Here is a 21,270-nt window from a genome sequence, read left to right as displayed (position 1 = left end):
CCTTCTGACTTCGGACCGGCTGACGAGGCGGCGGGAAGCCAACCGCCAGACGGCCGGCGTCCTGGGGCGGGCCACGGTCGGCGAACGGATTGAACTCCTCGAGAAAATGGTACAATATGGAGAAGATCGCGAAGCCCTGGCCGAGTTCCTGGGCGACCTGGCGACTCTCTTCCGCGACGGCCTTGTCATCGCGGTCGACCCGCAGGCCGGCCGACTGGCCGGTTGGGAGGACCGACAGACGGTCCGGCGACTCTGTGCCGATTACGATCAGGCCAGGCTCCATCGGGGGCTCGGGCTCATCGAGCGGGCCCTGGAGGGCCTGCGCCGCAACGTTCAGCCCCGTCTGGCCATTGAGTACGTTCTGTTGAACCTTTGACCTCAGGAGGAACACGGCTTGCCGAATGTCGTCGGGGTCCGCTTCAAGCGGGCCGGGAAAGTCTACTACTTCGACCCTGGAGAGCTGACCATCGCCTCGGGCGACCAGGTCATCGTCGAAACCGCCCGGGGCGTGGAATACGGCGAGGTGGTCGTCGGTCCGAAACCGGTCGGCGAAGACGAGGTCGTCGCCCCCCTTAAGAGGGTCATCCGGCTGGCCAACGAGAAGGACGCCGCCGAGATCGAAGAGAACCGGCGGCGCGAGCGGGAGGCCCTGGCCGTCTGCGCCAAGAAAGTGACTGAGCACGGGCTGGAGATGAACCTCATCGATTGCGAGTACACCTTCGACGGCAGCAAGATCATCTTTTACTTCACCGCCGAAGGTCGCGTCGACTTCCGGGAGCTCGTGCGGGACCTGGCGGCGACCTTCCGCACACGGATCGAGTTGCGCCAGATCGGCGTCCGCGATGAGGCCAAGATGCTCGGCGGACTCGGGCCCTGCGGGCGCTGCGTCTGCTGCTCGTCCTTCCTCGGAGACTTCGCCCCGGTGTCGATCAAGATGGCCAAAGAACAGAACCTCTCCCTCAACCCGACGAAGATCTCCGGCCTTTGCGGCCGGTTGATGTGCTGCCTGCGCTACGAATGTGACCACTATGACGGGGCCAAGACCGGCAGTCCGGAGGTCGGGGCGGCGGTGATTACCCCCCAGGGTGAGGGCCGCGTGGCGGCCCAGAATCCCGCCCGCAGCATCATCTCGGTGGAGTTTGAAGATCAGACGGTGGTTGACTTCCCCGCCGAGGACGTGGAGCGGAAGGAACCCCGCCGGGAGAGTCGCGCGAAGGGCGGGAACGGAACCAAGGAGGCTGAGCCGGCCGCGGCCCAGGGGACTCCGGAGACGGCCAAGCCCCCCGGGGAGAAGCCCAGGGACAAGAAGGAGCGGGGACCGAAAGCCCCCGAAGGTGCCTGAAGCAATGGACGTGGCGGCGGCCACGTCCTTTCGATGGGTGGACGATTGGGGGTTGGGCCAAAATGGAGCGCCTGGACGACCTGGGGCTGGCCGGTTTGAAGATAATCCAGCGGCCCGAGGTGGCTTTCTCGATGGACACCGTCCTTCTGGCCCACTTCGCTCAGGCCCGGCCCGGTGAACGCTGGTGCGACCTGGGCACCGGATGCGGGGTCATCCCCTTGCTGGTCGCCGCCCGCAGCCCCATCTCCATTGTCGGCCTTGAGCTCCAGCCCGACCTGGCCGAGTTGGCCCAGAGGAGCGTCGACCGGAATGGGCTGGGCGACCATGTGCGGATCGTCCGAGGGGACCTCCGCACGGTGACCCTCGAGGACCTCGGGGTCGACCGGCCGTTCGACGCGATCACCGTCAATCCTCCTTTCCGTCCGGCCGGGACCGGTCGCGTCTCCCCGAGCCAGGCGCGCGCCCTGTCCCGTCATGAACTGGGGTGTGCCCTCGGGGACGTGCTGAGGGCGGCCCGCCGGTTGGCCCGCCACGGCGGCCGCATCTATCTCAACTATCTGACCGAGCGGTTGGCCGACTTGCTCGTGGGGCTGCGATCCGAGGGTCTCGAGCCGAAGCGGGTCCGCCTGATCAGGCCGAGCCCCGGAGCAGTCTCCAAGCTCGTCCTGGTCGAAGGCCGGCGAGGCGGGCGCCCCGGGCTGAAGGTCGAGCCCGACCTGGTCATCCGCGGAGCGGACGGGGGATACGCCCCGGAAGTGAGGGCCATCTATGGGACCGAGCGGTGAGCCGGTGGACCGCCAGGCCGAGGCCGCCTCGTATACCGTCTACCTAGTCAGGTGCGCCGACGGCACTTACTATGCCGGACTGGCCAAAGACTTGGACCGGCGCCTGGCCGCCCACGATGAAGGGAAGGGCGCCCGTTACACCAGGGGTCGCGGACCGGTGACCCTGGTGGCGAGCCGCGCCGGGCTGACCCACCGGGACGCGGCCCGCCTTGAGCAGGCCTGGAAGTCGTTGCCCAGGGAGGAGAAAGCAGCCTTGTCCGAGAGCGAAGCAGCGGCGACGGGGGAGACCGCCCCCGGTCTCCTCTACCTATGTGGGACCCCCATCGGCAACCTGGGCGACCTCAGCCCGAGGGCCGTCCAAATCCTGTCCTCCGTGGAGTACGTGGCCGCCGAGGACACTCGGCGGACCAGAGCCCTCCTCGCCCACGAAGGCATCAGCCGGCGGGTCGTCAGCTACCACGAACACAACAAACGGTCCCGCGGCCCGGCCATCATCGAGGACCTCCGCCGAGGCAAATCGGTCGCCCTGGTCACCGACGCCGGCCTGCCGGGTATCTCCGACCCGGGCGAAGACCTGGTCCACGAAGCCGTGGCGGCCGGCCTGACCGTCGTCCCCGTTCCGGGACCGAGCGCCGCGCTGACCGCCTTGGTAGCCTCGGGGCTTCCGACGACTCCGTTCACCTTTGCCGGCTTCGTCCCACGGGTAGCCCGGGAACGCCGTGAGGTCTTTCGGCGTCTAATAGACGTCACCTGGACCACGGTCTTCTACGAGGCCCCCCACCGTCTGGCCGAGTGCTTGACCGAACTGGGCGCAGTCCTCGGCGACCGCCCGATCGTCGTCGCCAGGGAACTGACCAAGGTCCACGAGACATTCCACCGCGGGACGGCGGCGGTAGTTCTGGCTGAGTTGCACGCCCTCTTTCCCGAGGGCAAGATAAGAGGGGAAGCCTGCCTGGTCGTGGCTGGTCGACCGGCCACGCCGACGGCCGGCCCCCCCCTGCCGGCCGACCTGCGGAGGCTCGTCTCCGAACAGCAGGCCGACGGGCTGTCCAAGAAGGAAGCGATCAAGCGGGTCGCCGTCATGACCGGGCTCGGCCGCCGGCAGGTCTATGCGGCCTGCCTCAGTGACGATCAAGACTGAGCCAGGAAAGGGGTCCCTGACCAGATGAAGAGCTATCTGAGGCAAAGGGTGATGGGCTTCGCCGTGGTGGCCGCCATCGTCGCCACCCTGGCCGCCGGGTGCACCGGCCCTTCGGCCAAGCAGGCGGCCGAGTTGAAGGCACGGGTCGACCAGCTGGAGAAGCAAGTGGCCGACCTGACAGCCAAGAACACCCAGCTGCAAGGAACCATCGACCAGCTCGCCCGCCCGGTCACGGTCTACTTCGTGACCAGCACGCCGTCCGAGATGTACCTGAGTCCGGTCAAGCGCTTGGTGGCCAAGGCCGGCGACCCCCTGGTCCAGGCGATCCAGGAGTTGATCAGGGGGCCGGAGGCCGGCAGTAACCTGACCCCGGTCCTCCCGGCCGAGACCCGCGTGCTCGGGGTCAAGGTCAAGGACGGGACGGCCTACGTCGACTTCAGCCAGGAGGTCATGAAACTCAACGTGGGGGCCCGCGGCGAGGCCCTGACCCTGGCCGCCATCGCCGACACACTAACCGAGTTCCCCGAGGTCAAGCAGGTCCAAATCCTTGTGGCCGGGAAGGCGGTCGAGTCCATCGGCGGTCATTTCTCCGCCGACCGGCCCATCACCAGGAATGTAACCGTCGTCAAGTGAGCGCTTAGGCCCGTCCTGGCCGGGCGGGTGGAGGGACAGGCGGTTAAAGGATGAGTCAATGAGCGGTTGACGAAAGGCCCCGGGGCGACAGGAGTTGGCTGCCCCGGGGCGAAGTTTTGCCATCATGTGGATTATTCCCAAGAGCCAGCTCTCCCGGCTTGGCCGGGGGAGCCGATCAGCAGGCAAAGCGAGGCGATAGATTTGGATGACATCCTCATTCGCGGGGCCCGGGTGCTCGATGGCACCGGGGCCCCTTGGTACCGCGCCGACGTCGCCGTCGCCGGCGGCCGGATCAGGGCCGCCGGGCGGGGCCTCGTCAGCGACGCCGACCTGACCATCGACGCCGGGGGGATGATCCTCTCCCCGGGGTTCATCGACGCCCATTCCCATTCTGACCTTCCCCTGTTGGTCAACCCCAAAGCCGAAAGCAAGGTGCGCCAGGGGGTGACCACCGAAGTCATCGGCCAGTGCGGGGCCTCGGCCGCCCCCATCAACCCGGCGGCCCGCGAGAAGGCCGTGCAGACCCTCCTCGGCGACGGGCCGAAGATCGAGGTCGACTGGTTCAGCCTGGCCGACTATCTGGCTCGATTGGAAAGGGCCGGCGTGGCCGTCAACGTCGTCCCGACGGTCGGACACGGGACCGTCCGCGAGGCCGTGGTCGGCTACGATAACCGTCCGGCCAGTCCCGCAGAAATGGAGCGAATGAAGGACCTCGTCGGCGCGGCCATGGCCGCCGGGGCCAGGGCCCTGACCAGCGGGTTGATCTATCCTCCCGGCTCGTACAGCGACACCGAGGAACTGATCGAGCTGGCCCGAGTGGCGGCTGAAGCCGGCGGCATCTACATGAGCCACATCCGCAACGAGGCCGACCGCCTCCTCGAGGCGGTGGCCGAGGCCATCGAGATCGGTGAGAAGGCCGGCCTGCCGGTGCACATCTCCCATCACAAAGCCGTCGGCCGGGCCAACTGGGGCCGGGTCAAGGACTCTCTGGCCCTCATCGACCAGGCCAGGGCCCGTGGCCTCGACGTCACCGCCGACCAGTACCCTTATGTGGCCACCAGCACGGGGCTGGCCTCGCTGCTGCCGGGCTGGGCCCACGACGGCGGGAACCAGTCCCTCCTGGCCAGGCTGCAGGAACCAAAGACTCGGGACAAACTGGGGCAAGAGGTGACCGACGAGGTCGAGCGACGGCTGGGCTTCGACAAGATTCTCATCGCCACCCTGTGGAATCAGCAAAACCTCAAGTACCAGGGGTGGACGCTGGAGGCCATCGCCCGCGATCGGGGCGTGGACCCCTGGACCGCCACCTGCGACCTGCTCACCAGCGAGGGCGGATACGTGGGGATGGTCGGCTTCGCCATGAACGAGGATGACGTCAAGACGGTTATGGCCCACCCGGCGGTGATGATCGGCAGTGACGGCAGCGCTCTGGCCCCCTACGGCGCGCTTGCCCAGGGCAAGCCACACCCCCGGAACTACGGCACTTTTCCCCGCGTCCTCGGCCGCTATGTCCGCGAGGAGAAGGTTCTGACCTTGCCGGAAGCCGTCCGCAAGATGACCTCCCTGCCGGCCGCCAGGATGGGTCTTTGGGACCGCGGCCTGATCCGCCCAGGGTTCGCCGCCGACCTGGTGATCTTCCATCCCGACGAGGTGGCCGACCGGGCGACCTTCGGGGATCCCCATCAGTACCCGGCCGGAGTCCTCTACGTCATCGTCAACGGCCAGATCGTCGTGGATCCGGCCGGCCACACCGGGGCCGTGCCTGGGCGGGTCCTGAGAAACCTCCGGGCGGATCCCCGCTGACGGCGGAGGGGGCCATTCACCCCGCCCCGCCCACCGCCCCGCGACTCGGTGGGGCCATAGCCGAGCGGCTACCGACCAGTCGGTCGGGGCCGTTGCCCCACCCTCGACCGGTCAAATCGCACCGGAACAGTGGACGTCCGGGGACCCACTGGCCAGTTTCAGCAGGGACGAGCCCTTTGGAAACGGGGGTGTCCGAAATTGGGGCATCTGCGGACAAAGGTGTTCAGTGCAGCCCGGCTTTCGCTGTCCCAGAAAAGCCCGGGTCCCACCCCCGGAAGTTGCCCGCGACCCGCCGGACATGGGCCGGTGCCTCCGTTCTTCGTCTGTTCTTGATCGCCGGACCCACCAAGAGGACCTTGGGATGTGATACAATGAAACTGCAAAAGCGATATAAACTGCAAACCTTGTCCCAGTATTTCTGAAAAGAAGAGAAGAAAAGAAGGGGAAATTCGGGCTCGGACCGAATTGATAATGTTGCCCACGATTGTGAAGTTTTTCACCCATTGTCTGACTGCTTATAATTTTCTCCCAATTAGTGAAGGAAGGTACAAAAGTGTCCGGACTTTGTGCCGAATAGGTACAAACCCCCCGATTTTCCGCCTCGGAGGTGATGCCGATGGAAAGTCGCCGATTCCTCGCCGGCCACGCCAACGCCAGACTGCTGGCCAAGGATAAGGCCATCGGCCTGCTGGAGCTGCTTGGCTCCTTCGGCGAACTATACGGCCCAGTCCGTAACGGGGGCGGGTCGAGCACCTTCAGGGCGGTCAAGAAGCCCGCGGATATAGACCTCAATTCCCTGAGGACCCTTCTCCCGCCTAAAAAGATCCTCTACCCCCCGACCGACGAACTGCTCGAGTTCACCGCCGACGGGGGCTTCAGGAGCAAGGAAGAGACGGGCCCGGCAAGGATCGTCCTCTTTGGGCTTCACCCCTGCGATATCAATGCCGTCCTGACTCTCGATCAAGTCTTCTCGGGCCGCTTCGAGGAACCGAGGTATTTGGCCAGGCGCCGGCGTACGGCGGTCATCGGCCTCGATTGCCTGCCGGACGAGCTGTGCTTCTGCCACTCGACGAAGACCGATTTCAGTGATCGCGGCTTCGACCTTTTCCTGACCGACCTGGGGGAGGCCTATTTCGTCCGGATCGGGACGGCCCTCGGCGACGATATCATCCGCGCCGGCCGGGACATCTTTCAGCCCATCGGCCCGGAGTCCATCGACCAGTATAAGGACAAGACGAATCGCCGGCATGCGGCCTTCTCCCACCGCGTAGAGCTGGTCGACCTGCCCCACATCCTGGAGCTGGACTACGACAGTGAGATCTGGGAGAGCCTCGGCCGCAAGTGCTTCAGTTGCGGCAGCTGTTCGGCGGTCTGCCCGACCTGCTACTGCTACGATGTCTTCGACCAAGTCAATCTGGACGGACGCAGCGGTTCCCGGGTCAGGATCTGGGATTCCTGTCTGACGAACAGCTTCGCCCGGGTGGCTGACGGCCACAACTACCGCCAGGACAAGTCCACCCGGATCAAGCTCCGCTACTACCACAAGCAGATCGCCTTCGTCGAGCAGTACGGCCGGCCGAGCTGCGTGGGATGCGGACGATGCATCGCCGCCTGCCCGGCCGAGATCAGCGTGATCGATGTCCTCAACGCCATCTTCAGAGAGAAGGTGGTCAAGTGAACGGAGTGCCGGTCGCGACCAAGCCCGATCCGCTTCAGCCGAACAGGGCTCACGTCATCCGGGTCCAGCGGTTGCCACTGGAAATCAACCTCTTCCAGCTGCGCTTCGAAGACGAAGAGCTCAATCTGAGTTTTGACTTCAAGCCCGGTCAGTTCCTAATGCTCAGTGTCATCGGCGTCGGCGAGGCGCCCTTTGCCATCGTCTCTTCGCCGAGCCGCCGCGGACTGATCGAGATCGCCGTCCGGCAGTCCGGTCGGGTGACGACCGCCCTCCACAACCTCAAGGAGAACGCCCTCATCGGAATCCGTGGCCCGTATGGGAACGGCTACCCGATCGAACGGATGCGCCGGAGCGACGTCCTCCTCCTCTCGGAGGGGCCGTGGTTCGGCGCCCTGCGATCCTTGCGGTGGTACATCCTGGACAACCGCAAGGACTTCGGTCAGGTGACCCTGGTCGCGACGGCCGACGACGCGAAGGACCTGCCGTTCGGCGACGAGCTTTCCTGGCTCGGCGACCGGGAGGACATCACTTGTCGGGTCTGTCGCCCCGCCGCGCGCGACGCCGAAGGCCAAGACCATATGGCCCGCCTCATCGCCGGGCTCCGCCAGACCAAGTTCGTCGCCCAGGGCACCTACGCCGTCCTGGCCGGCGAGCCGGCGCACTTCCCGCCACTCTGGGACTACCTGCTCGAACGCGGGGTGTCCAAGGACAAGATCCTCTTCTCCCTGCAGCGCAAGATGCGCTGCGGGATCGGCAAGTGCGGCCATTGCAGCATCGGTTACAAGTATACTTGTCTGGACGGCCCGGTCTTCTCCTACTGGGACGCCCAGAACCTGCCCGAAGTCATCTAGGGGGCGGGCTGACATGGCGGAAAACGACCGCGCCAAGGGGCGCAAGATCAGCGTCGGGGTCTTCGGGCTGACCTCCTGCGGGGGGGACCAGCTCGTGCTGCTCAACTGCGAGGATGAGTCCTTCACCCTCGGCAAGGCGGTCAACCTGGTGGCTTATGACCTGGTCGACCTGGGGCGGATCCCGTCGGACATGGACGCGGCTCTGGTTGAAGGGGCCGTGGTCCAGGAAGAAGATCGGGACCGTCTGACCCGCATCCGCAAGAATGCCAAGGTCCTGGTGGCCCTGGGAACCTGCGCCGCCTTCGGCGGGGTCATGTCCGGCCACCCCGAGACCAAGCCCTCTCCGGTCAGGGAGTTCGTCCAGGTCGACTTCACCCTCCCGGGTTGCCCGGTCGAACCACAGGAGTTGACCCGGGTCCTCGGCTCCCTGATCCACGGCGACCTCCCGGTAGTCGAAGACAAGAGTGTCTGCTTCGAATGCCGGCTTCAGGAGAACACCTGCCTCCTAAAGGAGAAGAAGGGCCTGTGCCTCGGGCCGGTGACCACCGGCGGCTGCTCGGCGCGGTGCGTCAGCTACCGACTGACCTGCCGGGGGTGCCGGGGGCCGCTCGTCGACGCCAACGCAGAGGCCATGGTCAGTTCCCTGCAGGCCAAGGGATGGCCGCGTGAAGAGGCCCTGCGGTCCCTGAACACTTTCGCTCGCGACTGGGTGCGACTTCCCTAGGGGGGGAAGGCGGATGAGCCGAGCTCTGACCGTGGACCCGATCGACCTCGTTCGCGGTCGGGGGTCCCTGGTAATCGAGGGGAACGGCGGGGATCTTCGGGTCAACCTGCAGAACGGGCAGGGAACCCGGGGGTTCTCTCGACTGCTATTGGGGCGTCGCCTGGAGGAGGTGCCGAGCTTGGTCTCCCGCGTCTGCGGGAACTGCTCGTACGCCCACCGCCTGGCCGCCATCATCGCCATCGAGCGGGGCTTCGGTCTCCGCCCGTCCCGGCAGACCAGACTCCTCCGCGAGTTGGCCTATCACGGCCAGATAATCGCCAGCCACAGCGTCCACCTGTACATGCTGGCCCTGCCCCACCATCTCGGCTGCGACCGCTTCCTGACGATGACCGAACGTTACCCGGAACTGGCCGAGCGAGGCCTCCTCCTCAGACGCCTGGGGAACCAGATGCAGGAGACGATCACCGGGCGTTGTCCTCACCCCCCCAACCCCGTCCCGGGCGGCTTCACCGCCGTCCCCAAGGACGAGGACCTCGTCAAGTTGCGCTGGTCTCTGCAGCGGTTCCTCCGGGACGGCGAGAAGACCCTGATGACTTTCAGCCGTCTCGACCACGACCCGGTGCCCAGGGTCGACGCCGACTTCTGGGCGGTCAAGCCGAAGGGCCGAAGCTACGGCTACATGGGTTTCGGCCTGTCCGAATCCTCCGGGCGGACGGTCACCTTCGAGCGGTATGAACTGGCCCAGAAGGGGCGGGTCCAAGTGGGCCCGCTGGCCAGGCTGAATCTCTTCTCCGCCCGGTTGACCCCCAAGGCTAAGGAGATCACCCGGCGGACGGAAATCAAGTTGCCGTCGGCCAACCCCTTTCACAACTTCCTGGCCGAATCCATCGAACTGGTCTTCAGCATGGAACGGTCGCTCTGGCTTATCGACACACTGTTGAAGCGGGGGCTCCGGCCGGAGAAGGCCCCGGTCCTTCGGCCCAAGGCCCGGCGGGCGTTGGTGGCCATCGAAGCCCCCCAGGGGACCCTGGTCCACGACTACGAGTTTGACGACCAGGGCCTGGTCACCGGGGTCAGGATCGTCACCCCACTCGAGTTCAACCAAGGGCTCATCGAGGCCCAGCTGCGGGAGGCCGTAAGGCTCGGTACGGCCGGCACCGACGAGGAATTGGCGGCGCTTCTGAAACGGATCATCCGGGCCTACGACCCCTGCTTCTACTGCGGAAGCGTCTGACACCAACCGGTCGGCCTGCCCTTGCGCTCAGGGGCCGAGGTCTTGTCAAAGGGGGCCCGACGTGAGACTGTCAGAGATCACCCGGATCCTCGACGCCGAGGTCCTTTGCGGGACCGACAAGCTCGACAGCGACGTCAGCGCGGCTTTTGCCTGCGACCTGATGAGCGACGTCTTGGCCTTCTCGGGGCCGAGGCCGCTCCTGCTGACGGGCTTAACCAACAGCCAAGTGGTGCGGACGGCGGAGGTCATCGACGCCCCGGCGATCATCTTCGTCCGCGGCAAGCGCCCGACCGCCGCGATCATCGCCCTGGCCACGGAGAAGGGCTTGGCCTGTCTGCTGACCACCAGATTGATGTACGAGAGCTGCGGGCTCCTTTATCAGGCCGGGCTTCCGGGTTGCCGGCCGGGAAAAGAAGTCACCGGGGGCGGTCAGGGTGTCGGAGCAGTCTAGCCCGCCGGGCGTCCCCCAAGCTTCGCTCCAACTCGCCTATCCCGTGCGGGGTCTCGACTTCAGTTCGGCCGGGGAAGCCGCCGGCCGGATCAAGCGAGCCCTTCAGCAGATCGGGGTCCCCTCGGCGGTCATCAGGCGGGCGGCCATCGTCGCCTATGAGGCCGAGATGAACATCGTCATCCACGCCCGTCAGGGCACTCTGCGGGCGAGCATCTCCCCCGGACGGATCGAACTCATCGCTGAAGACGAAGGACCCGGGATCGCGGATATCGAGCAAGCCATGCAGGAAGGCTTCTCGACCGCTCCCGACCACATCCGTGAGATGGGGTTTGGAGCGGGCATGGGACTATCCAACATCAAGAGATGCTCCAGTCAGATGACAATCGTCTCAGACGTCGGCCGGGGCACCAAGGTCACGGCGATCCTCACCGGCTGGTAGGGGGTAGCTCCATGGTCCAGTACTTCCACTCGGTCAAGCTCGACCGGGAGGCCTGCAAGGGCTGCACCAACTGCATCAAGCGCTGCCCGACCGAGGCCATCCGGGTCCGCGAGGGGAAGGCGGTCATCCTCGAGGAGCGGTGCATCGATTGCGGCGAGTGCATCCGCATCTGTCCGAACCACGCCAAGTCGGCCCTGACCGATCCCTTCACGCGGCTCGGCGACTTCGCCCACCGGATCGCCCTGCCGGCGCCGTCGTTCTACGGACAGTTTCGTCCCGAGACGCCGCCCGAAGCCTTCCTTCAGGCCTTGCTGAAGATCGGCTTCGACGACGTCTACGAGGTACCGTACGCCGCGGAAGCGGTCTCTCAGGCCATCCGGCGCTACATGGAGGAGCACCGCTACCGCCGCCCGCTGATCTCCTCGGCCTGCCCGGCGGTGGTCCGGTTGCTGCAGGTCCGTTTCCCCGAACTCCTCGAGCAGGTCATCCCGGTCGAGTCGCCGATGGAGGTCGCCGCCTACCTGGCCAAGGACAAGGCCTCGGCCGACCTGGGGCTGGAAAAGAAGAAGATCGGGGCCTTCTTCATCAGCCCCTGCGCGGCCAAGGTGACCGCGGTCAAGCAGCCGGTCGGGCGGGCCGAGTCGAACGTCGACGGGGCCTTCGCCATGGCCGCGGTCTACGGTGAAGTGCTCAAACACCTCGGGCGGGGATCGGCCAAGCGCCCACCCAGGCGGATCCGGGCCGGCGGCCTGGGCATCGGTTGGGGCCGGGCCGGCGGCGAGAACGTGGCCATCGGCAAGGGATCCCTCCTCGCCGTCGACGGCATTCACAGCGTCATCGCCGTCCTCGAGGAGGTCGAGAAGGGAAGGCTCCACGACGTCGACTACCTTGAGGCGCAGGCTTGCATCGGCGGGTGCATCGGGGGCCCGCTGGCGGTGGAGAACCCCTTCGTCGCCAGGGTCCGGATGAAGAACCTGTCGGAGCAGTCGGGGCAGAAGGGCTTCCAGTTCTCCGCGGATGAGCTCGCCAACTGGTATGACCAGGGCCTCCTGACGATGAGCAAGAAGGTCGCGGCGAGGCCGGTGATGCAGCTTGACAAGGATCTGCAGCAAGCGATCACGATGACCGGCACCCTCGAGCGGACGGTCGGCGAGCTCCCCGGACTGGACTGCGGCTCCTGCGGTTCGCCGAGCTGTCGGACCTTGGCCGAGGACATCGTCCGCGGGGTGGCCTTCGAGACCGATTGCGTCTTCAAACTCCGCGACCGCGTCCAGGTCCTCGCTCAGGAGGTTTTGGAGCTGGCCCGCAAGGTCCCGCCGGCGATGGGCCAGAAGGGGCCGAACGCGAACCAAGGGCAGGGCGGCGCTTCCGGCCAGAGCCCGCCCGGCGCCGTCGATGGCAGTCCGTCGGGCGGACAGGGACGTTAGCCCACAGCGAATGGGACGACCGGAACCGGTATCTTGGGGGGAGGGGTGACCGTGCGGTTGAGGGAGATCGCCGAGCGGCTCGGCTTGGCGGTGGCCGCCCAGGGGCGGGGCCTCGACACCGAGGTGACCGGGGGTTATTGCTCCGATCTCCTCAGTGACGTGATGGCCCACGCTAGGGAAGGGAATGTCTGGATCACCATCCAGACCCACCAAAACGTGATCGCGGTCGGCAGCCTGACGGCGGTGGCCGGGGTGGTCATCACCGGAGGGTTCGCCCCCGAGCCCGAGACCCTGGCCAAGGCCGAGCGGGAGGGGCTGACCCTCCTACAGACCCGCGAGGGGAGCTTCGAGACGGCGGGCCGGATTCACGCTTTGCTCTGCCGCCATTTGTGAAAGATGTCACAGTTATTTTCTGCAGATATACACATTCATACCTCGCTCTCGCCCTGCGCCGCGGATGACGCCTCCCCATCGCGGGTCGTACACCGGGCCCGCCAACGGGGGCTGGACATCATCGCCATCACCGACCACAACAGCTGTGAGAACGTCGAGGCGGCGGTCATCGCCGGGGAGCGGGTCGGCCTGACCGTCTGGCCGGGGATGGAGCTCCAGACGAAGGAAGAAGTCCATCTGCTCTGCCTTTTCCCGGACGTGAGGGCGGCAACAGAGTTTCAGTCCCTGGTCTATGCCCACCTGCCGGCGGTCGAGAACCGGCCCGAGCGGCTCGGCCGGCAGCCGCTCTACGACGAGCAAGGGGAGCTCCTGGGAGAGTGCCGTCGGCTCCTCTTGGTTTCAAGTGATCTTGGTTTGGATGACGCCTTCAAGATCGTCACCAGGAGCGGTGGGGCGTGCCTTCCGGCCCACGTCGACCGCAAAGCATACAGCCTGATCGGGGTCCTTGGGGCGGTTCCCACCGGGGTACCCTTTCCGGGCTACGAAGTCTCCCGACCGCAGTCCATCCCGGCGGTCCTTGCGGCTTGCCCATGGATCCACGAGGCCTCCATCGTCGCCTCGTCGGACGCCCATCGGCTCGAGGACATCGTCAGTGGGAAGACGTCATTGTTGATGGCCGGGCCGAGCTTGGCGGAGTTTGTGGCCGCGCTGGAAGGCCGTGAAGACCGAAAGGTGGTGGTCCGTCAGGAATCATGAGGCACACCGGTTCCAGCGGCGGCAAGTCTCTCGAAGGGAGGAAGAACCGTAAACCATGAGTGTAACCTGCGAATGCTTGGACGAAAAGTACCAGGAGCTCGATAAGATCCTCGATCAGTACAGAGGGCAGAAGAATGCCCTGATCACGGTCCTTCACAAGGCCCAGGAGCTGTTCGGTTATCTGCCGCAGGACGTGCAGATGAAGACGGCCGAGGCCCTGGAGGTGTCCCTGGCCGAGGTCTACGGGGTCGTCACCTTCTATGCCCTCTTCTCGACCAAGCCGAAGGGGAAGTACAAGATCGGGGCCTGTAAGGGTACTGCCTGCTACGTCCGGGGCTCGGAACGAGTCTTGGAGCGGATCGAGAAAGAACTCGGGGTCAAGGCCGGCGACACCACCCCGGACGCCAAGTTCTCGCTGGAGATCGTCCGGTGCCTCGGGGCCTGCGGGCTCGGGCCGGTGATCATGGTCAACGACGACGTCCACGCCCGGTTGAAGCCAGACAAGATCCCCGGCGTTCTTGGCCGCTACAAGTAGCCCCGGCGAGCCTGGCCCCCACAAGGCCACCGAGAGACGGTAAACCATGCGCGAACTAGCCTTGCACCTCCTCGATCTGCTCCAGAACTCGGCCGAAGCCGGCGCCGACCAGGTCGACCTCTCCATCGAGGAAGACCCGGCCCGCGACGCACTGCGCCTAGTTGTCACCGACAACGGACGGGGGATGGACGCGGAGACCCGGAGGAGGGTCCTGGACCCCTTTTTTACGACCAGGAAGACAAGGCCCGTCGGGCTTGGGTTGCCGCTCTTCGAGGCGGCCGCCAGGCGCTGCAACGGAGGACTAGAGATAGAGTCGGCTCCGGGGGCGGGGACGACCGTCACCGCTACCTTTCAGCGCTCCAACATCGACCGGGCACCTTTGGGCGATCTCCCCACCACCCTGGCGGTGTTCCTGGCCGGCCATGCCGGCCTGGACCTGCGCTACCGCCATCGCCTGGGGGACAGGGGGTTCGTCTTCGACAGCCGGGCCGTTCATGAGCGGTTGGGAGAGGTGGGTTTTGACCACCCACTCGTCGCCGACTGGGTCAAGGGGCACTTATCCGAGGCATTGGCGAATCTGCAAAAGGGGTGAGCCATTTGAAGTCCCTGGATGAACTGGAGAAGATCCGGCAGCGGGCCCTGGAGGAAACGCGGGTCCGCCAAGCGGGACATAAGACTCAGATCACCATCGGTATGGGGACCTGCGGGATCGCCGCCGGCGCCCGCGAGACCATGGCGGCCATCCTGGCCGAACTGGGCAAGCGGAACCTCACCGACGTCGTCATCACCCAGACCGGATGTGTCGGACTATGCGAGAAAGAACCCCTGGTCGATGTGACCAAGCCGGGCAAGCCGAAGGTCACCTACGGCAACGTTGATGCCGAGAAGGCCAAGAAGATCGTGGCCCAACACGTCATCAACGATCAGGTAGTAGGGGAATGGGTAGTCGCCACTAGATGAAGGAGGGTCGATGAATGGATCTCTATCGCTCGCACGTCCTGGTCTGCGCCGGCGCCGGATGTGTCTCCTCGAACTGTAAGGCCGTAGAGGAGGCCCTTGTCGCCGAGGTCCACAAGCTCGGCCTGGATAAGGAAGTCCGGATCGTCGAGACCGGATGCATGGGTCCGTGCGACCTCGGCCCGGTGATGGTGGTCTATCCCGAAGGCGTCTTCTACAAGAAACTCAAACCCGAGGACGCCGTCGAGATCGCCAACGAGCATCTTCTCAAGGGCCGCCTGGTCGAGCACCTGACCTACAAGCTTCCCGGCACGGACGAGGCCGTCCCGTCCTACGCCGACATCGATTTCTTCAACAAGCAGTACCGCATCGCCCTGAGGAATTGCGGCCAGATCGATCCGCTTAACGTCGAGGAGGCCATCGGCCGCGACGCCTATGCCGCCCTCGGCAAGGCCCTGACCAAGATGACCCCGGCCGACGTGATCGACACAATCAAGAAATCCGGGCTCCGCGGCCGTGGCGGCGGCGGGTTCCCGACCGGGACCAAGTGGGACTTCTGCGCCAAGGCCAAGGGCAGCCCGAAGTACGTGGTCTGCAACGCCGACGAAGGCGACCCCGGGGCCTTCATGGATCGCAGCGTCATGGAGGGCGACCCGCACTCAGTCATCGAGGCCATGGCCATCGGCGGTTACGCCATCGGGGCAAATCAAGGCTACGTCTACATCCGAGCCGAGTACCCGCTGGCCGTCGAGCGCCTTACCCACGCCATCAAGCAGGCCCGTGAATACGGGCTGTTAGGCAAGAACATCTTCGGCACCGGGTTCGACTTCGACCTGGACATCCGGGTCGGCGCCGGGGCCTTCGTCTGCGGCGAGGAAACCGCTCTTCTGACTTCGATCGAGGGCCGACGCGGCGAGCCGCGGCCGAGACCGCCCTTCCCGGCCAATGAGGGCCTCTTCCGTAGGCCGACGGTCATCAACAACGTTGAGACCTGGGCCTGCGTGAGCCCGATCATCCTCAAGGGGGCCGACTGGTTCGCCGCCATCGGCACCGAGAAGTCCAAGGGGACCAAGGTCTTCGCCCTGGCCGGCAAGATCGTCAACACCGGCCTGGTCGAGGTCCCGATGGGCACCCCGCTCGGGGAGATCATCTTCGACATCGGCGGCGGCATCCCCAACAACAAGAAGTTCAAGGCGGCCCAGACCGGCGGCCCGTCCGGCGGCTGCATCCCGACCGAGTACTTGAACACGCGGGTCGACTACGACACCCTCACCGCCCTCGGGACGATCATGGGGTCCGGCGGCCTGATTATCATGGACGAGGACACCTGCATGGTCGACTTGGCCAAGTACTTCCTGGAGTTCGTCCAGGACGAGTCGTGCGGCAAGTGCACCCCGTGCCGCATCGGGACCAAGCGGATGCTGGAGATCCTCCAGCGGATCACCCGCGGCCAGGGCAAGGAAGGCGACATCGAGCTTTTGATCGAGATGTCCAACGAGATCAAGAACTCGGCCCTGTGCGGCCTCGGGCAGACCGCCCCGAACCCGGTTCTGTCGACCATCCGCTACTTCAGGCACGAGTACGAGCAGCACATCAAGGAGCACAAGTGCGCCGCTTCGGTCTGTGCGATGCTCTTCAAATCGCCCTGCCAGAACACTTGCCCGGCCAACGTCGACGTGCCGGTCTACCTCGATCACATCCGGAACAAGCGGTTCGGAGAGGCCTACCTGACGGTCAAGGAAGAGAACCCCTTCCCGGCCATCTGCGGTCGCGTTTGTAATCATCCCTGTGAGTCCAAGTGCCGCCGCGCCCAGATCGACGAGCCTCTGGCCATCCGGTCCCTGAAGCGCTTCGCCGGCGACTGGGCCCTCCAGAACAACGGGCACAAGCCGGTCAAGGTCGAGGCCAAGAAGGGCGACAAGGTGGCCGTCATCGGCTCCGGCCCGGCCGGCCTCTCGGCGGCCTACTACTTGGCCGTCAAGGGTTACCCGGTGACCGTGTTCGAAGCCCTGCCGGTGGCCGGCGGGATGATGGCTGTCGGCATCCCCGAGTACCGCCTGCCCAAGAAGCTGCTCAAGTCCGAGATCGAGACGATCGAAAAGGCCGGTGTCGAGATCAAGACCGGCGTCCGGGTGGGCAAGGAGATCACCCTCGAAGGCCTCCGGAAGAAGGGCTACAAGGCCATCTTCCTGGCCGTCGGCGCCCACAAGAGCCAGCGCCTGGACATCCCGGGCGAGGATCTGGCCGGCGTGTTCCACGCGACCGACTTCCTCCGCCAGGTCAACCTGGGAGAGGACGTCAAGATGAAGGGCAAGAAGGTCGCCGTCATCGGCGGCGGTAACGCGGCCATCGACTCGGCCCGGGTGGCCCTGCGCCTCGGGGCGGCCGCGGTCAAGGTCGTCTATCGCCGGCGCCGCGACGAGATGCCGGCCCTCCGCGAGGAGGTCGACGATGCCGAGCACGAAGGGATCGAGTTCCTGTTCCTGGCCGCCCCGAAGTCGGTCCTCGGCAAGGACGGCAGGGTCATCGGGCTCGAGTGCCTGAGGATGAAGCTCGGCGAGTTCGACCGCAGCGGGCGGCGGCGCCCGATGGCCGTCGAAGGCTCGGAGTTCGTCATCGATGCCGACGTGGTCATCCCGGCCGTCAGCCAGGCCCCTGAGATCGAGGCCCTGAACAACGGCCAGAAGCTCGAGATCAACCGGGACGGCACCGTAGCCGTCGACGGCAAGATGGCCACCAAGCTTCCCGGAGTCTTCGCCGGTGGCGACTGCGTCACCGGTCCGGACACCGTCATCGGAGCGATCGCCGCCGGCAAGACGGTCGCCTCGGCCATCGACAAGTACCTCGATGGCGACGGCAACGTCGTCCCGACGTCGGTGGTCGTCCGCAAGATCAGCGGCGAGATCGTCGAGGACGAGCGGCCGCGGTCCAAGATGCCCTGTGTCGGCGCCAAGGACCGTTGCAAGAGCTTCGCCGAGGTCGAACTGGGCTTCGACGAAAAAGCCGCTGTCCTGGAAGCCTCACGTTGCCTCCGTTGCGACGTGAAGGAGTAAAGAGGGGGTGTGACGCTAATGGCAACCGTGACCTTGACCATCGACAATCAAAAGGTCGAAATCGAAGAGGGCGCCACAATCCTCGACGCGGCAAAGAAGGCAGGCATCGACATCCCGACCCTCTGCTACCTGGAGGACATTAACGAAATAGGGGCCTGCCGAGTCTGCGTCGTCGAGGTGAAAGGGGCCAAGGCCTTGCAGGCGGCGTGCGTCGCCCCCGTGGCGAACGGGATGGTCGTCTCGACCAGCTCCCCGGCCGTGCGGTCGTCCCGGCGCCTGACCGTCGAGCTGCTCCTGTCCAACCATCCGACCGACTGCCTGATCTGCCCGCGGAACCTCAACTGCGAGCTGCAGGCCCTGGCCGAGACGATGGGCATCCGGCAAGTCCGTTTCGAGGGCGCGAAGTCAAAGTACCCCGTGGACGACTCGACCCCGTCGATCATCCGCAATCCGGAGAAGTGCGTTCTGTGCCGCCGCTGCGTGGCGGTGTGCGAGAAGGTCCAGGGGGTCAGGGCCATCGCCCCCATCGAACGCGGCTTCGATACCGTCATCGCCCCGGCTTTCGGCGACACCCTGAGCGAAGTGGCCTGCGCCATGTGCGGGCAGTGCTCGTTGGTCTGCCCGACCGCGGCCATCGTCGAGCGGGACGACACCGACAAGGTCTGGGCGGCCCTCGCCGACCCGAAGAAGCACGTCGTCGTCCAGACCGCTCCGGCCACCCGGGTGGCCATCGGCGAGCCGTTCGGAGCCGCCCCCGGGTCGATCGTCACCGGCAAGATGGTCGCCGCCCTTCGGCGACTGGGCTTCGACAAGGTCTTCGACACCGACTTCACCGCCGACCTGACCATCCTCGAGGAAGGCTCGGAGCTCATCGAGCGGGTCACCCACGGTGGAGTCCTGCCGTTAATCACCTCCTGCAGCCCCGGCTGGATCAAGTTCATCGAGCACTTCTACCCGCAGCTTCTGCCGCACCTGTCGACCTGCAAGTCGCCGCAGCAGATGTTCGGTGCCCTGGCCAAGACGTACTACGCCGAGAAGGCCGGGGTCAACCCGGCCGACGTCTTCTCGGTCTCGATCATGCCGTGCACGGCCAAGAAGTTCGAAATCACCCGGCCGGAGATGAACGATAGCGGGTACAAGGATGTCGACGTCGTCCTGACCACCCGCGAGCTGGCGCGGATGATCAAGCAGGCCGGCATCGACTTCGAGAACTTGCCCGAGGAGAAGTACGACGATCCGTTCGGGATCACCACCGGCGCGGCCGTCATCTTCGGGGCCACCGGCGGCGTCATGGAGGCCGCCCTCCGGACGGCGTACGAGCTGATCACCGGCAAGACCCTCGGCAACGTCAACTTCACCGCCGTCCGCGGCCTCGAGGGGGTCAAGGAAGCCACCGTCCAGGTGGGCGACCTGCCGGTCAAGGTGGCCGTGGCCCACGGCCTCGGCAATGCCCGGAAGCTCATGGATAAGCTGGCCAAGGGTGAAGCCGACTACCACTTCATCGAGATCATGTGCTGCCCAGGCGGCTGCATTGGCGGCGGCGGGCAGCCGATCCCGACGAACACCGAGATCCGTCAACAGCGAATCAACGGCATCTACACGGCCGATGAGCGGATGGCCCTTCGCAAATCCCACGAGAGCCCGGCCGTCCAGCAACTCTATAAGGAGTTCCTGGGCAAGCCGTTGGGACACAAGTCCCACGAGCTCCTCCACACCCACTACACACCAAGAGGTAAGTACCCCAAGAACGGCGAGAAGAAATAGCCGTCCCATTCGTTAGGCACGCGATGCCAACCCGGCGCGGCCCCGTACAAACATGGCGGGGCCGCTCCGGGGCTTCCGGTGAGTGATCCATCCTAAGGAGGTGCGAGGGATGAAATCCCTCAAGGACTTGGATCGTATCCGGGGAAAAGCCCTGGAGATGACACGGGTCAGGCAAGGCCAGGGCTTGGTCAAACTGGTCGTGGGCATGGGGACCTGCGGGATCGCCGCCGGGGCCCGTGACGTCATGGCTGCCATCCTGGACGAACTCCAAAAGAGGAACCTGACCGCGGTCACCGTTTCGCAAACGGGTTGCGTCGGACTGTGCGACCGAGAACCCCTGGTGGACGTAATCAAATCGGGAGAACCACGGGTGACCTATGGTCGCGTCACGCCCGAAGTAGCCAGACGGATCGTGGCTGAGCACATAGTCAACGACCAGATCCTTGGCGAATGGGTCATCGCGACCACATCAGTATAAGGGAGGGTCAACCCGTGGCGGTTTCGACTACGATCGAAAGCGCCCTATCCAAGCCGGCCCTGGCGAAGATCGACCAGATCATCGCCAAGCACAGGGACCGGCCTGGGGCGCTTTTGCCTGTGCTCCACGAGCTGCAGGCGGAACTGAGGTATCTTCCCGAAGAAGCACTGGTCCGCACAGCCATCGGTCTCTCCGTCCCCCTGTCCAAGGTCTACGGCGTCGCCAGCTTCTACACCCTCTTCAACCTCCGCCCCAAGGCCAGGCACATCGTGCGGGTCTGTGAGAGCGCACCCTGTCATGTGCGGGGGGCCAGGGAGGTCATCGAGGCGCTGGAGAAGGCGGCCGGGGCCAGGCTCGGCGAGGATTCCGGCGACGGTCGCTTCACCCTCGAGGTCACCAGTTGCATCGGGGTGTGTGGGGTCGCGCCGGCGGTGATGGTCGACGAAGAGGTCTTCGGCAACCTCACGCCGGACATGATCCCCGAGATCCTCGCGCGATTCAAATAGAGGGGGAGGGAGACAAGGATGGACTTCTACCGTGCCCACGTCCTGGTGTGCGCCGGGACCAACTGTTCCCTCAAAGGGAACAAAGCCGTCCGCGAGGCGCTCGTCCGGGAGGTGGCCAGAAGAAAACTGGATAGAGAAGTAAAGGTCGTTGAAACGGGCTGCTTTGGACTTTGTGAACAGGGTCCGACCATCGTCGTCTACCCCGAGGGCATCCTCTACTGCAAGGCCACCGTGGCCGACGTCCGCGAGATCGTCGAGACCCACCTCCTCAAGGGTCGCGTGGTCCAGCGGCTGCTGTACAAGGAGCCGGTCGTCACCAA

At 65.5% G+C, this 21,270-nt stretch carries 23 protein-coding genes; all 23 read left to right on the top strand.

Translation table 11 applies throughout. The annotated features are described in order from the left end of the window. On the top strand, positions 1-376 hold a 376-nt coding region (locus tag VGL40_04850; protein HEY3314595.1), incomplete at its 5' end, for a hypothetical protein. 18 nt (positions 377-394) lie between these two features. Continuing rightward, positions 395-1,342: a stage 0 sporulation family protein gene (locus VGL40_04845; protein ID HEY3314594.1), complete on the top strand. Its 948-nt coding sequence runs from the start codon at positions 395-397 to the stop codon at positions 1,340-1,342. A gap of 62 nt (positions 1,343-1,404) precedes the next feature. Next, entirely contained in the window at positions 1,405-2,127 is a 723-nt protein-coding gene (locus VGL40_04840; GenBank protein ID HEY3314593.1) for a methyltransferase, read from the top strand. Further along, a complete protein-coding gene (gene rsmI / locus VGL40_04835; GenBank protein HEY3314592.1) occupies positions 2,111-3,268 on the top strand; it encodes a 16S rRNA (cytidine(1402)-2'-O)-methyltransferase in 1,158 nt (385 codons plus the stop codon). Before VGL40_04840 ends, rsmI begins: the two co-directional genes overlap by 17 nt. 24 nt (positions 3,269-3,292) lie before the next feature. Beyond that, positions 3,293-3,901: a GerMN domain-containing protein gene (locus tag VGL40_04830; protein ID HEY3314591.1), complete on the top strand. Its 609-nt coding sequence runs from the start codon at positions 3,293-3,295 to the stop codon at positions 3,899-3,901. Positions 3,902-4,102: 201 nt separating this feature from the next. After that, positions 4,103-5,704, top strand: a complete 1,602-nt coding sequence (locus VGL40_04825) for a D-aminoacylase (protein HEY3314590.1) — start codon at positions 4,103-4,105, stop codon at positions 5,702-5,704. A gap of 616 nt (positions 5,705-6,320) precedes the next feature. Further along, complete coding sequence (locus VGL40_04820) at positions 6,321-7,382, top strand: 4Fe-4S dicluster domain-containing protein (GenBank protein ID HEY3314589.1); 1,062 nt, start codon at positions 6,321-6,323, stop codon at positions 7,380-7,382. Further along, the gene (locus tag VGL40_04815) at positions 7,379-8,233 is read left to right on the top strand and encodes an FAD-binding oxidoreductase (protein HEY3314588.1); all 855 of its coding nucleotides are present in this window, start codon (positions 7,379-7,381) and stop codon (positions 8,231-8,233) included. The genes VGL40_04820 and VGL40_04815 overlap by 4 nt, the downstream gene beginning before the upstream one ends. Positions 8,234-8,246: 13 nt before the next feature. After that, positions 8,247-8,957, top strand: a complete 711-nt coding sequence (locus VGL40_04810; GenBank protein HEY3314587.1) for an NADH:ubiquinone oxidoreductase — start codon at positions 8,247-8,249, stop codon at positions 8,955-8,957. 13 nt (positions 8,958-8,970) lie between these two features. Then, complete coding sequence (locus tag VGL40_04805; GenBank protein ID HEY3314586.1) at positions 8,971-10,191, top strand: nickel-dependent hydrogenase large subunit; 1,221 nt, start codon at positions 8,971-8,973, stop codon at positions 10,189-10,191. Positions 10,192-10,252: 61 nt separating this feature from the next. Then, complete coding sequence (locus VGL40_04800; protein HEY3314585.1) at positions 10,253-10,642, top strand: transcriptional regulator; 390 nt, start codon at positions 10,253-10,255, stop codon at positions 10,640-10,642. Continuing rightward, entirely contained in the window at positions 10,626-11,081 is a 456-nt protein-coding gene (locus VGL40_04795; protein ID HEY3314584.1) for an anti-sigma regulatory factor, read from the top strand. Before VGL40_04800 ends, VGL40_04795 begins: the two co-directional genes overlap by 17 nt. An 11-nt stretch (positions 11,082-11,092) precedes the next feature. After that, positions 11,093-12,508, top strand: a complete 1,416-nt coding sequence (locus tag VGL40_04790) for a [Fe-Fe] hydrogenase large subunit C-terminal domain-containing protein (protein ID HEY3314583.1) — start codon at positions 11,093-11,095, stop codon at positions 12,506-12,508. Positions 12,509-12,559: 51 nt separating this feature from the next. Beyond that, a complete protein-coding gene (locus tag VGL40_04785) occupies positions 12,560-12,901 on the top strand; it encodes a DRTGG domain-containing protein (protein ID HEY3314582.1) in 342 nt (113 codons plus the stop codon). A 3-nt stretch (positions 12,902-12,904) separates the two neighbouring features. Further along, a complete protein-coding gene (locus VGL40_04780) occupies positions 12,905-13,657 on the top strand; it encodes a PHP domain-containing protein (protein HEY3314581.1) in 753 nt (250 codons plus the stop codon). A 55-nt stretch (positions 13,658-13,712) separates the two neighbouring features. Then, entirely contained in the window at positions 13,713-14,192 is a 480-nt protein-coding gene (nuoE, locus tag VGL40_04775) for an NADH-quinone oxidoreductase subunit NuoE (protein HEY3314580.1), read from the top strand. 46 nt (positions 14,193-14,238) lie between these two features. Further along, entirely contained in the window at positions 14,239-14,784 is a 546-nt protein-coding gene (locus VGL40_04770; protein HEY3314579.1) for an ATP-binding protein, read from the top strand. Further along, on the top strand, positions 14,781-15,152 hold the full coding sequence (locus VGL40_04765) for a (2Fe-2S) ferredoxin domain-containing protein (GenBank protein HEY3314578.1): 372 nt from the start codon (positions 14,781-14,783) through the stop codon (positions 15,150-15,152). The genes VGL40_04770 and VGL40_04765 overlap by 4 nt, the downstream gene beginning before the upstream one ends. 14 nt (positions 15,153-15,166) lie before the next feature. Continuing rightward, the gene (gene nuoF / locus VGL40_04760) at positions 15,167-18,202 is read left to right on the top strand and encodes an NADH-quinone oxidoreductase subunit NuoF (GenBank protein HEY3314577.1); all 3,036 of its coding nucleotides are present in this window, start codon (positions 15,167-15,169) and stop codon (positions 18,200-18,202) included. Positions 18,203-18,220: 18 nt separating this feature from the next. Beyond that, positions 18,221-19,966, top strand: coding sequence for an NADH-dependent [FeFe] hydrogenase, group A6 (locus VGL40_04755; GenBank protein HEY3314576.1), 1,746 nt, complete (start codon positions 18,221-18,223; stop codon positions 19,964-19,966). Positions 19,967-20,075: 109 nt separating this feature from the next. Further along, on the top strand, positions 20,076-20,444 hold the full coding sequence (locus tag VGL40_04750) for a (2Fe-2S) ferredoxin domain-containing protein (GenBank protein ID HEY3314575.1): 369 nt from the start codon (positions 20,076-20,078) through the stop codon (positions 20,442-20,444). A gap of 14 nt (positions 20,445-20,458) precedes the next feature. Beyond that, positions 20,459-20,950, top strand: coding sequence for an NAD(P)H-dependent oxidoreductase subunit E (locus VGL40_04745; protein ID HEY3314574.1), 492 nt, complete (start codon positions 20,459-20,461; stop codon positions 20,948-20,950). A gap of 18 nt (positions 20,951-20,968) precedes the next feature. Beyond that, the coding region (locus VGL40_04740; GenBank protein HEY3314573.1) for a (2Fe-2S) ferredoxin domain-containing protein at positions 20,969-21,270 on the top strand (302 nt) is incomplete at its 3' end.

Source organism: Bacillota bacterium, from assembly GCA_036504675.1.
Taxonomy (GTDB): Bacteria; Bacillota; Sulfobacillia; order JAJYWN01; family JAJZPE01; genus DASXUT01.
Note: the sequence above shows the minus strand (reverse complement) of the source record. Positions and strands in the feature narration are given on the sequence as shown.